At 43.6% G+C, this 15,108-nt stretch carries 14 protein-coding genes and 1 tRNA gene; 11 read left to right on the top strand and 4 right to left on the bottom strand.

Translation table 11 applies throughout. From position 1 onward, the window contains the following. Positions 1-203 precede the first annotated feature (203 nt). Positions 204-1,706: a helicase HerA-like C-terminal domain-containing protein gene (locus MUA00_RS09095; RefSeq protein WP_271122764.1), complete on the bottom strand. Its 1,503-nt coding sequence runs from the start codon at positions 1,704-1,706 to the stop codon at positions 204-206. Positions 1,707-1,840: 134 nt separating this feature from the next. Between MUA00_RS09095 and MUA00_RS09090 the strand changes: the two genes are divergently transcribed. Next, complete coding sequence (locus tag MUA00_RS09090; RefSeq protein ID WP_271122763.1) at positions 1,841-3,481, top strand: glycerone kinase; 1,641 nt, start codon at positions 1,841-1,843, stop codon at positions 3,479-3,481. A 252-nt stretch (positions 3,482-3,733) separates the two neighbouring features. Here MUA00_RS09090 and ahr read toward each other — a convergent pair whose 3' ends face one another. Beyond that, positions 3,734-4,753 (bottom strand): NADPH-dependent aldehyde reductase Ahr, encoded by a 1,020-nt coding sequence (gene ahr / locus MUA00_RS09085; protein WP_271122762.1) that lies wholly within the window; start codon positions 4,751-4,753, stop codon positions 3,734-3,736. Between the two features lie 234 nt (positions 4,754-4,987). Here ahr and MUA00_RS09080 point away from each other — a divergent pair. The 10 genes from MUA00_RS09080 (at position 4,988) to MUA00_RS09035 (ending at position 13,841) form a co-directional block, all read left to right on the top strand. Continuing rightward, a tRNA-Leu gene (locus tag MUA00_RS09080) sits at positions 4,988-5,072 on the top strand. Positions 5,073-5,261: 189 nt separating this feature from the next. Beyond that, positions 5,262-6,512 carry a tyrosine-type recombinase/integrase gene (locus tag MUA00_RS09075; RefSeq protein WP_271122761.1) on the top strand — a complete coding sequence of 417 codons (1,251 nt, stop codon included), beginning with the start codon at positions 5,262-5,264 and terminating at the stop codon, positions 6,510-6,512. Positions 6,513-6,650: 138 nt separating this feature from the next. Next, positions 6,651-7,502 (top strand): DUF6387 family protein, encoded by an 852-nt coding sequence (locus MUA00_RS09070; RefSeq protein ID WP_057627415.1) that lies wholly within the window; start codon positions 6,651-6,653, stop codon positions 7,500-7,502. A 123-nt stretch (positions 7,503-7,625) separates the two neighbouring features. Further along, entirely contained in the window at positions 7,626-7,832 is a 207-nt protein-coding gene (locus MUA00_RS09065) for a helix-turn-helix transcriptional regulator (RefSeq protein ID WP_265316300.1), read from the top strand. A 27-nt stretch (positions 7,833-7,859) separates the two neighbouring features. Further along, positions 7,860-8,174 (top strand): hypothetical protein, encoded by a 315-nt coding sequence (locus tag MUA00_RS09060; protein WP_271122760.1) that lies wholly within the window; start codon positions 7,860-7,862, stop codon positions 8,172-8,174. A gap of 282 nt (positions 8,175-8,456) precedes the next feature. Then, positions 8,457-9,662: a tyrosine-type recombinase/integrase gene (locus MUA00_RS09055; RefSeq protein WP_271122759.1), complete on the top strand. Its 1,206-nt coding sequence runs from the start codon at positions 8,457-8,459 to the stop codon at positions 9,660-9,662. Continuing rightward, on the top strand, positions 9,659-11,017 hold the full coding sequence (locus MUA00_RS09050) for a site-specific integrase (protein WP_271122758.1): 1,359 nt from the start codon (positions 9,659-9,661) through the stop codon (positions 11,015-11,017). Before MUA00_RS09055 ends, MUA00_RS09050 begins: the two co-directional genes overlap by 4 nt. Then, entirely contained in the window at positions 11,014-12,873 is a 1,860-nt protein-coding gene (locus MUA00_RS09045) for a DNA-binding protein (protein ID WP_271122757.1), read from the top strand. The genes MUA00_RS09050 and MUA00_RS09045 overlap by 4 nt, the downstream gene beginning before the upstream one ends. Positions 12,874-12,907: 34 nt before the next feature. Further along, complete coding sequence (locus tag MUA00_RS09040) at positions 12,908-13,297, top strand: hypothetical protein (protein ID WP_271122756.1); 390 nt, start codon at positions 12,908-12,910, stop codon at positions 13,295-13,297. A gap of 112 nt (positions 13,298-13,409) precedes the next feature. After that, positions 13,410-13,841: a hypothetical protein gene (locus MUA00_RS09035; protein ID WP_271122755.1), complete on the top strand. Its 432-nt coding sequence runs from the start codon at positions 13,410-13,412 to the stop codon at positions 13,839-13,841. A gap of 46 nt (positions 13,842-13,887) precedes the next feature. Here the strand turns inward: MUA00_RS09035 and MUA00_RS09030 are convergent, their stop codons facing one another. Then, complete coding sequence (locus tag MUA00_RS09030; protein ID WP_271122754.1) at positions 13,888-14,277, bottom strand: hypothetical protein; 390 nt, start codon at positions 14,275-14,277, stop codon at positions 13,888-13,890. Between the two features lie 25 nt (positions 14,278-14,302). After that, positions 14,303-14,929, bottom strand: coding sequence for a DUF4755 domain-containing protein (locus MUA00_RS09025; protein WP_271122753.1), 627 nt, complete (start codon positions 14,927-14,929; stop codon positions 14,303-14,305). Between the last annotated feature and the right edge of the window lie 179 nt (positions 14,930-15,108).

Below are 15,108 nucleotides of genomic sequence, written 5' to 3'. Positions count from 1 at the left end.
GTGGTCGGATGAGTTAACAATTTAGCTACATCCGGACAGAATGGGTAAATGAGATCGAGCGATTGTGACGGTATTCAAAGAACTTTGTACCGGAGGGGAGACGGGCCATAGGGCGGATAAGCTCGCACCATCCACCGTTTTGTTACGCAGATGGTGGATGGCGCTACGCTTATCCGCCCTGGATAATTGAGGGGCGAGGGTATTTAGCGCCTGCGGCCGCCCATAATGCTGCCCAGCACGCCGCGAATAATCTGGTTGGTCACCTGGCGGGCCGCGCTCTTAGCCATGGTCTGCACCACGCCATCCTTCTTGCCGCCTCTTGGCCCGGTTGTGCCAAACAGAATATCCTTCAACCCGCCAAGGATGCCGTTATCCACGGCGACCGCACTGCCTTTAGCCGGTGGCGCATCCTGCTGTTCGCCCGCAGCCTGTACGCCTTGTTGCAGCCTTTCGTATGCGGATTCACGATCGACAGTTTCGTCGTATTTACCGTACAGCGGCGAATGGTTCAGCAGGCCGTTGCGTTCGTCGTCGGTCACCGGCCCCATGCGCGAGCAGGGCGCAATTACCATGACGCGCTCCACGACCGTCGGGCTGCCTTTCTCGTCCAGAAAAGAGACCAGCGCCTCGCCGGTGCCGAGTTCCTGGATCGCTTTTTCGGTATCAAACGCCGGGTTGGCGCGCATGGTTTGCGCCGCCGTTTTCACCGCCTTCTGATCTTTTGGCGTAAAAGCGCGTAACGCGTGCTGAACGCGATTACCCAACTGGCCGAGCACCGTATCCGGAATATCCGAAGGATTTTGAGAAACAAAATAAACCCCAACGCCTTTGGAGCGGATAAGCCGAATCACCTGCTCGATTTTATCCAGCAGCACCTGCGGGGCGTCGCTAAACAGCAGGTGCGCCTCATCAAAGAAGAACACCAGCCTTGGCTTCTCCAGATCGCCCGCTTCCGGCAACTGTTCGTACACTTCGGAGAGCATCCACAGCAGGCTTGCGGCATACAGCTTCGGCATCTGGTAGAGCTTTTCCGCCGAGAGGATATTAATGATGCCTTTGCCGTCTGCGCTGGTGCGCATCCAGTCTTTGATATCCAGCATCGGCTCGCCGAAGAAATATTCCGCGCCCTGCTGTTCAAGCTGCAACAACCCGCGCTGAATGGCGCCGACGGAGGCGCTGCTGATATTGCCGTACTGGTTCTGGAACGACTTCGCGTTATCGCCGATATACTGCGTGGCGGCGCGCAAGTCTTTAAAATCAAGCAGCAGCAAGCCCTGGTCGTCGGCAATGCGGAAGATGATTTGCAGTACGCCGGACTGAACCTCATTGAGGTTCAACAGCCGGGAAAGCAGCAGTGGCCCGAGGTCCGAGACGGTAGCGCGCACCGGGTGGCCCTTCTCGCCAAAGATGTCCCACAGCACAACAGGATTGCCGTGCGGCGACCAGTCCGTGACGCCGATTTTCGCAAGCCTTGCCAGCAGCTTTTCCGACTCCGCGCCTTCTTCGGCCACGCCGGTTAAATCGCCTTTTACATCCGCCATAAACACCGGCACGCCGATTTCTGAGAAAGATTCGGCCAGCTTTTGCAGCGTTACCGTTTTCCCGGTGCCCGTCGCGCCGGTAATCAGCCCGTGGCGGTTCGCCATCGCGGGCAGTAAATGAAGTTCCTTATCGATAGTTCTGGCAATCAGCAGTGGCGCGGTCATGATAGTTTCCCTGAGGTAATTTTCCATAAGCATAGCAATCGGCTAAATATCGTCATCAGCATATTCCCATGTTTGCGGCAACCCTCGAAGTAAGAACTATGCTTTGCATACGTTTTTCAGATTTTAAGGAACCTATGTCCAGATTCTTCTTTAATGACCGAAAACAGTTGGTCAACGACGCTATAGAAGGCGTTATTATCAGTTCCCGCTACCGTAACCTGACGCGCCTTGACATAGATCCCGCCATCCGCGTAGTGGTCCGTAACGACTGGGATAAAAGCAAAGTCGCGATTATTTCCGGCGGTGGTTCAGGCCACGAACCGGCGCATGTCGGCTTTGTGGGCAAAGGCATGCTCACCGCTGCGGTGTGCGGCGACCTCTTCGCTTCGCCAAGTGTGGATGCGGTGCTGAACGCCATCGTGGCGGTAACCGGCGACCGTGGCTGCCTGCTGATTGTGAAAAACTACACCGGCGACCGCCTGAACTTCGGCCTCGCCGCGGAAAAAGCCAAAAAGCACGGCCTGAAGGTCGAGATGGTGATCGTCGGCGACGATATCTCGCTGCCGGATAACAAGCAGCCGCGCGGCATTGCCGGCACGGCGCTGGTACACAAAATTGCGGGCTTCGCCGCAGAGCAGGGCAAATCCCTGAGCGACGTAAAATCCATCGCGCAGCAGGCCTGCGACAACCTCGCCAGCATGGGCGTGGCGATGCAGACCTGCAACCTGCCGGGCAGTGATGAAGAAGAAGGGCGCATTAAAGGCGGCCACGTCGAACTGGGGCTGGGCATTCACGGCGAGCCGGGCGCCAGTACCATCGACACGCAAAACAGCAAAGAGATCATTGCTACGCTGGTCAAACACCTGCGTCAAAAGACCGGCGCGGAGGCAAAACTTGCGGTGCTGATTAACAACCTGGGCGGCGTATCGTCGCTGGAGATGGCGTTGCTGACCAGAGAGCTGGTGCACTCCGATCTTAAAGATCAGCTCGACTACCTGATTGGCCCCGCGCCGCTGGTGAGCGCGCTGGATATGAAAGGCTTCTCGCTTTCGGCCATCGCCCTGAATGACGACTTTATTAAAGCGTTACAGGCTGAGGTAGAAACCGCAGGCTGGCAGCCGATGGTGAAATACCGCGCCATGCCAACGCAAAAACACAGCCTGCTGCGCCGCGACGTGGAAATAACGCCGTCCGACAACGCTGCCGCGAAAGCGCTGGTAGCAAGCGTAACCAAAACGCTTATCGAGCAGGAAAACCACCTGAACGCGCTGGATGCGAAAGTGGGCGACGGCGATACCGGCTCCACCTTCGCCGAAGGGGCGAGGGATATCGCGCAGCTTAACGATAGCGGCAAACTGCCGCTCAACGATCCGGCAGCCCTGCTGGAACTGATTGGCGACAGGCTGGCGACGGTGATGGGCGGTTCAAGCGGCGTGCTGATGTCGATTTTCTTTACCGCAGCCGGGCAAAAAGTGGGCGAGCAAAAACCGTTGCCGGAAGCGCTGCTGTTTGGCCTGGAACAGATGAAACGTTACGGCGGCGCGGATCTCGGCGATCGCACGCTGATCGACGCCCTGCAACCGGCGCTTGAAGCGTTGCGGGATAAGGACCTGAAAGCTGCGGTGAAAGCCGCACAGGAAGGCGCAGACGCGACGGCGCAAATGCAAAAAGCCAACGCCGGCCGCTCGTCGTATGTTAACAGCGGCAATCTGGATGGTGTAAAAGACCCGGGCGCGGTTGCCGTGGCCGAGGTATTTGCCGCACTGGTCAAATAACATAGGTCAGATAAGCGCCGTGTGGGTGGATACAATTATCAAACGTAGGTCGGATAAGCGAAGCGCCATCCGACTTCTGAAGTTAAGGTAACACCGTTAGTTTAAGTTTGTGATACCCGGGGCGACCACCAGGTCTGGCGTCCCTTCGGGAACCAAATCCTGGTGTTTCCCCTAATGCATCAGCTTAAGTGAACGGTGTTACCCTCACAGGGGCGTTCTCAAAAGCCACCTTCTCAGAAGGGGTCTGTCACATCAAAAATCAGCCTTTAACACCACGCGGTAACGGGCTTTGCCGTCTCGCACGTGCTGGATAGCCTCGTTGATTTTCGACATCGGATAGAGCTCGGTCTGCGGCGCTACTTTTGCACGTCCGGCAAGCTTCATCAGCGTGCGTAGCTCGTGCGGGGAACCCGTTGCCGAACCGGTAATGCTGCGGTCGCCGGCAATCAGCTTGAACGCTGGAACCGCGAACGGCTTCATCACCGCGCCGACGGTATGGAACTTGCCGCCGTAAGCCAGCGCCTCGAAGTACGGCAGCCACTCCAAATCGACGTTGACGGTATTAATGATGAGATCGAACTGCCCGGCGAGCGCTGTCAGCGCCTGCGGGTCGCGGCTGTTGACCACTTTATCCGCGCCCATCGTCAGGATCTCCTGCTCTTTAGCAGGGTTAGAGCTAAACGCGGTGACCTCGCAGCCCATGGCGTGCAGCAGCTTGATGGCGATATGTCCGAGGCCGCCGATACCGATCACACCCACGCGGCTGGTGGCTGTAACGTGATGCATTAGCAGCGGTTTAAAAACGGTAATGCCGCCGCACAGCAGCGGGCCGGCGGATTCGATATCGATGGATTCCGGCAGAGGGATAACCCACTGCCAGTCGGCGCGGATTTTATCGGCAAAGCCGCCGCGATTGGCAATCGTCGGCACGCTACCTTCCTGGCAGTTCACCTGACTGCCGCTGATGCACGCATCGCAGTGCCCGCAGCTTCGCGCCGTCCAGCCGATGCCCACGCGTTGGCCCACCTTCAGGCCTTTGTTCTGCGCCGCGCTGCCGAGGGCATGCACGCGGCCAACCACCTCGTGCCCCGGCACCAGCGGATACTGCGAGAAGCCCCATTCGTTGTCGATCATCGACAGGTCGGAATGGCAGATGCCGCAGTATTCGACTTTGACTTCAACGTCCTCCGGCAGCAGTTCGCCCGCGTCGTATTCGTAAAGCTCAAGCTCTGCGCCGGCCTGCTGCGCGGCGTAACTTTTTATAATGGACATATGATTTCCTTCGTGTTGGCTCAGTCAGGAAGTGTAGAGCATGGACGACGCCAGGACGGTGTGCGAGATGTGCTTTTTGGGGAAGGGGGGATGAGGGCGTAAATAAAGGCTGCATGGGCAATGTTTGGCAAACACGCTGTTTTTTTCAGCACTTAGCGCAGCTTGCGAAGGGCGGAGCTTGCAAGGCAGCGTGCGACAGGTATAATCCACAACGTTTTCCGCATACCTCTTCGTGCCGAAGTGGCGAAATCGGTAGACGCAGTTGATTCAAAATCAACCGTAGAAATACGTGCCGGTTCGAGTCCGGCCTTCGGCACCAAATAGTACAAAATCGACGTCTATTGACGTCTTTTTTTGTCTCTAAAATCCAGCAGTTACGCTGTTTCTCCTCTGTTCTATGTCTCTTGACGTCCACTCACATCTATCCACATATACCAACAAATGATGGTATAACTGGTGGTATCTTCGGTTCGATTGATTTTGATACCAACAATGGAGGTATCAACTGATGGCGCTCACTGATATCAAAGTTCGAACAACCAAACCCTCAGATAAACCCTTCAAACTCACGGATGGGCAGGGTATGCACCTGCTAATCAATCCAAACGGCGCTAAGTATTGGCGATTGCAATACCGTTTTGATGGCAAACAAAAGGTTCTGGCATTAGGTGTCTACCCTACGGTCTCACTTGGCGAAGCTCGCAGAAAAAGAGATGAAGCCAAAAAGTTGGTATCTGTTGGTATCGACCCTTCCGAAAAGAAAAAAACTGACAAGATTGAGCAAAGCGAAGCTTTTACCTTTGAAGCAATAGCAAGAGACTGGCATACCGCATGTAATCGGAGATGGTCTCCTTCTCACAGCGAACGAGTTCTTAAAAGTCTTGAAGACAACCTTTTCTCCTCAATAGGTAAGAGAAAAATTGTTGAGCTTAAAACAAAGGACCTACTCGTTCCGATCAAGGTCGTTGAGGCTTCAGGGCGTCTGGAAGTAGCAGCACGCCTGCAACAGCGAACCACCGCGATAATGCGATATGCAGTCCAGAATGGTTTAATTGACTACAACCCAGCTCAGGAGATGTCTGGGGCTATTGCAGTAGCAAAACGAACCCACAGGCCAGCTTTACCTTTTGATCGCTTCTCTGAACTCCTTCAACGTATTGATAGTTTTAAAGGCAGGAAACTAACCAAACTAGCGGTGAAGCTCACATTGCTGATTTTCATTCGCTCTAGCGAACTCAGGTTTGCAAGATGGTCAGAGATTGATTTAGACAATGCTATGTGGACGATCCCAGCAGAACGTGAACCATTACTCGGAGTGAAGCACTCACACCGTGGGTCAAAAATGCGAACACCACATCTTGTCCCATTAAGCCGTCAAGCCTTAGAAGTCCTTGAAGCGATCAGAGAAATCAGCGGTGGATATGATCTGATTTTTATCGGTGATCACAACCCTGGAAAACCGATGAGCGAAAACACGGTGAACAAGGCTTTAAGATCTATGGGATATGACACGTCTACAGAGGTGTGTGGACACGGTTTCCGTGCGATGGCTTGTAGTGCATTAATTGAAGCCGGTTTTTGGTCTAAGGATGCGGTTGAGCGTCAGATGAGCCATCAAGAAAGAAACTCTGTCAGGGCCGCCTATATACATAAAGCTGAACATCTTGATGAACGCCGTCTGATGGTTCAGTGGTGGGCAGATTATCTTGATGCTTTGAGGACGCGAGCGGTTTCTCCCTTTGACTTCAAAAAAGAGTAAATTCCAAACCTGCTGAAAAGTATCTATTGCTGATACCTCAACAACCTTCCTAAGTTTCGATGATTGTTGGGGTATCTTTCTTATTTAAGCTCTGGCTAATATATTGCTTCTGAATTTTGCCTATTTTCAGGAGGGAAAATGCAAAACTGGAAGCCAGAGCATACCAAAGAGATCAAAGCGTGGTTGAACATTGATACTTATCGTAAATTTGAGGAAGTATCGTTGTTGCTTTTGTATCATGAACTCTGGGCAAGAACACTGTTCTTCAAGACTAATCGAGAAGGTTTTGAGCAAAAGGCATTTCTAAATTACCAACAGCAAATATTCAACGGTGATCCTTTCTTAATTGAAGAGGAAAGGCTAGGTTATTTAAATATGGAGCATCAATTGCTCGATCCTCCACATTTCCTATTGACTAATACAGAAGAAATAGCGCTGTGGAGTATTGTGGCAATGAAACGTGGAATGTTTTTCTGGAAGGGAGGAGATGATTACGAAATTAATAAAAGTTATTCTGAGGTTCCTCTTTCAGAATCAATGCCAGACTTTTTTAAGAGTTCCATTTTATTGGAGTTAGATTTAGAAAGTGGGACAGATGAACAAATTGCGGAGTCTTTAAAATCTGCATTACCTCAATGGCGAAAGTTTAAGGGTGTGTCTCCCAATCCTGTTGAGACAATGCGATTTGGGTATGGAGTAATAAAAAAAATCATTAACTATCGACTTATCCCAATGCTGGATATACTTTTTTGGGCTTCATGCAATGACGTTCGAATATCAGAAGATAGACTTTCACGATTACTTTATACCGATGATGATGACGAATCACAGACCAGGCTTCACTATCAAATAAAAGACACAGATCGCCCACTTGCAATGAAGGCTATTACGAAGGATTTTATCCGACAATTTAACTTTTTTATAAACAAAAACAGTATCTTGAAAAACATGAGAGTTTCAGACGTGATGAAACTCACTGATTCCGACTGACCTAAACCTCCTCAAACTCATAAACAAGGGAACTCGCGCGGTTTCCTTGTTTTGACCCTCACTAGTTCTCTTTTCCAGTCAAATCTAAAGTCACTCCATCGAAACGAAGCTGGAGCACTGACAATGAACAACCAAACAACCCGACTTATCCGTTTAACAGAAGTGATGAACCGAACCGGTTATGGAAAAGCATGGATTTACCGTCTGATCAGCGAAGGGCGTTTCCCAACTCAAATTAAAATCGGTTCACGCGCCGTAGCATTTATTGAAAGTGAAATTGATGATTGGATTCAAGCAACAATAGATGAAACAAGAAAAAATGCTGCTTAACTCATATCACCTACAAGGATATCTAAAATGAGAATTGAACAATTTATAAGTGAAGAATGCAAAATGGCCAATATTGAATTAGAAATTTACTCAGGGATCTTTGATTTAAAGGTAATAGATAACCTATCAGATAATGACCTTCACAGGAAAATAGGCTATTGGTTAAGTCAATATTTTGAAGGGGATATTAGAGGTGTTTTTGAAGAAATAAGCAAGAACAATATATTTGAGCAATCAATTGTCTATGAAACATTTTTCCTTTTGATCAAGTCTCGCCGGGAATTGAAACTATTGGCAATTAGAATTATGAAGTATCAGTTAGAATTGAGAAGTGAAGGATAAAATGTAAAGTTTGCATGATTAAAAACACCTAATACTTTACTTAAAAGTTTACATAATTAATGAACGACTTATTCTGCTTGGGTTTGCGGTCTGTTTTGAAGTATTAGGTAAACATAATAATAACTAGATTCACCTTATATAAGGTGCGAAATTTTTCATTGTTAAATAATTGACTTGGAACAATAAAATATAAATACATGTGCATTTTTTTTGTAAAAAATAAAATCATAGTTTAACAATATACCGCACCTATACATAAGTGTAAGGTTTATAAGGAGACATATGAAAAAATATGCAATAAATTCCTTTGTATTTGATAATGGAGAAAGGTTTTGCCACGTTGTTGATAAAATAACGGGGGAGCCAATTTATTATCCAAATCTTTACTTGATAACCCAAGTAAGGAATCGTTCAAACTCAATTAATACTATACAGTCAATCGCAGGTATTTTAGCTATGTTACATAGCTACTTTGCTATAAATAATATAGATATTGAAGAAAGGATTTTCAAACTAGAGTTTTTAAGTTTCAATGAAATTGAAGTTTTATCAGACTATATGTCGAAAAATTACAAACAAGGAAAAGGCACTCCAAGTGGTAAATTACCTGTAGCAAAAAATCCAACCAATTACTTTAGGTTCAATGTTATCTGTGACTACATGCAATGGCTCTGTAAAGTCTATTTGACTTTATCAAACGATAAAAATGTAGAATTAAAAATAAAAAATTTCATTACAGCGGTAAAAAGTAAAAGACCATCGAATATAGACAGGTATAAAAAAGAGATACCAGATAAAGCTCTTAATCAAAAACAACTTGACTACTTATTTGATATTGTTAAACCGAACTCGGATAATAATCCATTTTCTTCTGAAGTGCAGAAAAGAAATCAATTAATAATGCTGTTGCTTTATTCATTTGGTATAAGAGCAGGAGAGCTTTTGAATCTAAGGATCAGCGATATTGATTTTGCACATTCTACTATTGCAATAAAAAGGCGAGCTGATGATAAGTCTGATCCACGAGTGAATCAGCCTCTCGTGAAAACATGCGAAAGGAAATTACCTGTTGGAGAGACCCTAATGGGAGAGATCTATAATTATATTATTGTAGAAAGAAACAAAGTTAAAAATGCAAAAGGTAATGATTTTCTTTTCATCACCAATAAATTAGGAAAAACAGTTGGAATGCCTTTATCAATGTCGGCATATCATAAAATCATCAACATAATTAGCAAGGCTCACCCAGAGTTAAATGAGTTAAGTGGGCATATGCTGAGACATACTTGGAACTATGAGTTTTCCAGAATGATGGATGAGAGGGATGAACCCTTTTCAGAGGAAAAGGAAGCCCAGATTCGATCTTATATTATGGGGTGGGTAGTTGATTCGGAAATGGCAAAAATATACAACGCAAGACATATCGTAGAACAGGCTCATAAGACCTCATTGGTGATTCAAAATGAATTTATGGAGAGAGCTATATGAATAATGTAAAACATCAAGAAGACAAGGTGTATTTAACCGCGAAGCAACCTGATTATTCATTTTGTATAAATGATGAGAAATGGGTGCTAGATCGTAATAACATAGTAAATGTTAGATATGTATCAAGATTTCTTCATCCAAAGTTAACTGAGGGATATATAAACACGCTTGCCTATTATGCCTGCAAGTATAGTCCAAGCTACGTTATAAAGATCAATAACAACATACATGATTTTATTAAGAAGATGACCCCTGCTTATATTGAAGAGACAGTTATTTTAAATTATAAAGATACACTGCCGAAACAAAGGGTTCAATATTTAGTCACACTGAGGAGTTTCTTCAAAACATGGTATTCATTGGAATATTACGGAGTTGATGAAAAGGTTATATCACTTTTCAATGCAATGAAGTTGAAAGTTAAAGAAGCAGGAGATGCGGTAAAAAATGAAAATCCTGAACAAGGCCCATTAACAGACCCTGAGCATTATACATTCAACAGGGCAATTAGAAATGCATATGAATTCAATAAAATAAATTTATATGAATTTTCTTTGGCGCTGTTGGTAAGTTTTACAGGAAGAAGACCTGCGCAAATTACTTCACTAAAATTTAAAGATATTGTAAGAGAATCGACGATCAATGGCAAAGTTGAATATTACATGAATTTCCCTAGAATAAAGCAGGGGCTTGAGTTTAGAAAATCTTTCAGAAAGTTAATTCTTAGTGAATACATTTTTAATATTGTTCATGAGCAGGCTGTTTGTTCAGTCAAATTGGTTGAGGAAACAATCGGCAGGACACTTAATTCAGCGGAGAAAAATGAGGTTCCTATATTTATGAGTAAGTCTGGTCGTAAAATCACGGCAGACGAAAAAGATATTTTAGGATTACTTAGTTCTGACAGACTTCATGTGCCTAAAAACGTCGTTGACTATGTTCTGAGTAAAATAATTAAAATAGAAGGAGTTATCTCGGAACGAACAGGAGAATCAATGAAAATTAATGCACGAAGACTACGTTATACGCTGGGGACAAGACTTGCCAGAGATGGGTATAGCGTGCAGATTATTTCTGAATTGTTAGACCATTCCTCAATCTACAGTGCTGGGATTTATGTCGAAAATCTGCCTGATAATGTTGAAAAGATCAATCAGGCTGTCTCAGCTAAGTTGGCTTTTCTTGCTAATGTTTTTCTTGGGAAAGCTAATGGAGATACAAAATTTAATAATAGTAATTTGTTGAAGAATAGAGCATGTTTATCCTGCACTGATTTTCTTGAAGACCCATGCCATAGTTGCGTTTATTTTAGAATAACGAATAATAATATTGAGAGTGACGAGGCTTTTATATGAATAATATAGTGATATTCAAGTCTTACTCTGATTTAGATGCAGAAAGAAATGTTCATGATTTTAACAACTTTTGCCGTGATAAGTTAACCGTATTCGGTGCAGATCTGAAATGGGATTGTCCTGTATGGAAAGGTATTGCCGTTTTTCGAAAGTTAGATACGGGTAGGGGCGTGTTGAAAGATGAATACCTGCTAGATAAAAATTTTGTGAATTTTGCAAGAAGCTATATCCGATACCAGCAGGCATTAAGTCCTGTTAAAAATCCCGGCACAACAATGATGGCGTTAAAGTGTCTGGAAAAAGCACTTTTGCAAGTTTGTCAGAGCGCTTACGTTTATAACACTTCTGTCGTTGTTCTGGACGAGGCTTTACAGATAGCAGGTCAGCACTATGAAAATAATGTCCTTTATATGTGTGCGTATGAGCTTGAAAAACTTGGTAATTTTTTATCTGAGCAACATTTTTTAAAGTGTGGGTTTCTTAGTTGGACCAATCCAGTAAAGCGAAATACTAAAAACAACTATGTTCCAGAAAAAGAAGATGCAGACAGAAAAAATAAATTACCTGATCAGCAAGCTTTACTCGCTATCGCTGAGATTTTTTCCCTGCCGGATGAAGAACTCAGCGAGAGAGACCTTTTTACGACTTCTGTTTTTGCATTACTGATGTGCGCCCCAAGTCGAGCTTCAGAAATTCTGGCCTTGCCTGCTGACTGTGAAATTACTCGAAATGATAAAAATGGAATAGAGAGATATGGGCTTCGTTTTTTTTCAGTAAAAGGCTATGGAGCTACTATCAAGTGGATACCTGACGTTATGGTGCCTGTTGCCAGAAGAGCAATTAGCAGACTGCGAAGGCTGTCTGAAAATGCACGCTCTCTTGCTAAATGGTATGAATCCTCGCCTGATAAATTTTACAGACATGAACTTTGTCCTGCAGTGCAGGAAGATAAGCCACTTGATGTTGTTCAGCTTTGCCATGCACTTGGCTATCAACTGAATGATAAGAAGCAATGCATCGATAAGGTAAAGCGAACCAGTATCGACGGTGGAGTTTCATTCCTTAATCCAGCAGACGGGGCTTACACTTTAAGAGCACTATCGAAAATGGTAGTTGGCTTGCTACCTGAGAAATTCCCCTGGTTTGATGAAGATAAATCAGTTAAATGTAGCAATGCGTTGTGTCTATTGAATCTGCATCAGTGCAATGAAAGGAGATTGACCGTTTTTTATGCCCTTTACAGACCAACCTATGGCTTCTTTACGCAGGATATAGAAAAGGCGAGAAAAACTGGGCAGACAATGAAAAATGTCTTTTCGCGTTTTGGTTATCTAGATGATTCAGGCGAAGCGTTATACCTCCGTTCCCATCAGCCCAGACATCTTCTCAATACTTTGGCACACCTTGGCGATTTATCCGAATTGGAGATAGCAAAATGGTCGGGACGAGTCAGCATCACGCAGAATCGTGTTTATAACCATGTCTCGCAAGAAGAAATGCTTGAAAAAGTAGGGTCTCTGAAGCTCGGCAACAACCGCTATTGCGGCCAGGTTGGAACTCATTTGAGTGAAAAAATCTTTGATGAGTTAGATCATGGAGCTGTTCACCTAACGGCTAATGGTTATTGTATCCATGACTACATAATTCCACCCTGCAAAAAGTTATCAAAAACAGCGACACTTGGATGGGCAGGCTATGATGCCATGAGTGAAAAACAGCAAGCGCAAAGTATCAAAACAATCCGGTCGTTACATCAGAAGGCGATTCAGGCAGTAGGTGATGGTTTTTACGGTGCAGAGGAGTGGGTTCAACATCACGAAGAAATATTATCTATTTTAGATAAAAAGATGCAGTAAATAAAATAATATAAATAATAAAATTGGAGGGTATATGGCTAAACATTTAACGCAGGCAGATATAAAAAAGATAAATGTAATCATTCATACATGGGAAGGGAAATTAACTTGGGAAGCACTACGTGGAAAATTAATACCACACATTGGGAAGAAACCAACTCGTCAATCATTGGCTCTTCATAAAGAAATTGTAGAAGCATATTTGTTAAAAAGAAAAAGGTTGAAAGAAAGTGAACTCCCTTTAAAAAAACCTGCTAATTTGAATATTGCAGCGCAAAGAATTAAAAATATGGAAGCGGAAATTGAGATTCTTAGAAAACAAAATAACAGATATAAAGAACAGTTCACACAATGGCAATACAACTCGTATAAATATGGGGTTAAGTCACACCAGTTAAATGAACCCTTGCCTGAGAAATATTGATGCGGTGTAAAATAAAATTAACATCATGTAAATATATTTTTACAAGAATCTTGCTTTTCAATTTAATTATGGTATTTATAAAATATCAGGATGATAAAAATAACTTGCAAGGATGCAATTTGTGGATAATAAAAAGAAATCTCTATCAAAAGAAGAGAAGTTCATCATACTTATAGATAAGTATATTTGTGCTGAATACAAACCAGAAGATGACATTTTCACATACAAATTATATTTGTTCTTCGTCGGCTATCACTTAAAGTATTTTTATTCAGGTAATAGCTATAGTAGTTCCACGAATAATGTAGACAACATAATGCAAATGTTTTGTGGCTTATTCAAGTGTATGAAAAGTAATTTCATAAGTAATTTACAAAATAAAGAATTCCTGTTCTTACAACTTACAGCACTTGTAGATTATATTGAAGGGAATCAGGTGAGGTTAGAGCAAGTCTACGTTGAGTTAAAAGCGCAGTATGAAATGAAAGAGATTAACAGTCGCGTGACAACAGCTTGTAAGCCTATTAAAAGAAAGAGATTGTAATGATCCCCGTTCTGCACGGGGATAGAACACTCAACTTAATGCAACTTTAGTTAATGAATCCATTGTTGAGATTTCTGTCGTCTGACATGAAGCTCCATGTCTCTACGGTGCCATTTTTATTAAATGCTATTGACAGTGTTCTGGACTCCGTTTTTGTGTTTCCTGCTAACATACCGATTATAGGGATTACGTTAATCACACTCATTTTTGCGTTATTGATATCATACAAATAAATATCTTCGCTTTGCCCACTGGTTGTGGTTGAGGACGGTTGACCGAATTCTTTAATTACATCATTTTTGGTGGTTTTGTTTTTAATTAATTTAGTTTGTAATGTGGCTTGATTTTCTTTTTTCAAATCCTGATTCCCGTAAGAGGAACATCCTGCCACACTGAAAATTGAGACAGTAAGTAAAGCTATAATAATTTTATACATGTTTGCTATCCTTGTTTTATTAGATTTATTTTTGGTTTAAGACTTGTTCAAAAACCTGCATCCATTGCTTCATTTGAAGCTCTGTATCTCTAAAACCTGCTTCGTCACTGAAACGTCCTTTCTTCGGAAAAAATCTCACCTGCCATTCTGGTGACTGAATATCTTTTACGGAAATAAAAAAACCTGAATTTTTTGCGTCTTTTAATCTGTTGGAATCATTTTGAGATTTAGCTACGATCCCGTTGGTAATTCCAATGCCAATCATTTTTCCAGAGTTCTTTAAGTCATAACGCCACGTTTTAATATCACTCAACGGGTATGTTTGCTCTTTGTTTTTCTCTTTTAGTTTTATGGTATTTTTATTTAAATCAATGAGTAATGATGTTTTATCAAACTCATGATAATAATAACCGTCATTATTATCGTTAAAATAATCGATAGTGGCATGGTTTTTACGTTTGTCTAAATACTTAGGTATTGCTGTAAAAATTATAAAAGCACCTGCCAGTAACCATGCAACGAATGACTGTGAGACAGCTTCTGAACCCAAGGTGAAAAATATAACTACTGGAATCGCCAACGCTATCCATGTTCGTTTCATCACAAAAATTGTTGGCTTGGCTGGCTCTTTAAACGTGAGTTCTGTTGTCATTTGCGTATCCATCAAGTTGGTTAATCTTTAACAGGAGTGGAGATATCTTGATGAATCTTCGATGTTTATCAGACTCAAGTAAAAACGTTTGTACCGATCGATGGCTTAATTAAGATAGGCGTGGGCTATCAAATTGTACATATCGATCTGTTATACCGATCAATAATTTCACTTGAAAT

The organism is Dryocola boscaweniae (assembly GCF_025215095.1).
Taxonomy (GTDB): domain Bacteria; phylum Pseudomonadota; class Gammaproteobacteria; order Enterobacterales; family Enterobacteriaceae; genus Dryocola; species Dryocola boscaweniae.
Note: the sequence above shows the minus strand (reverse complement) of the source record. Positions and strands in the feature narration are given on the sequence as shown.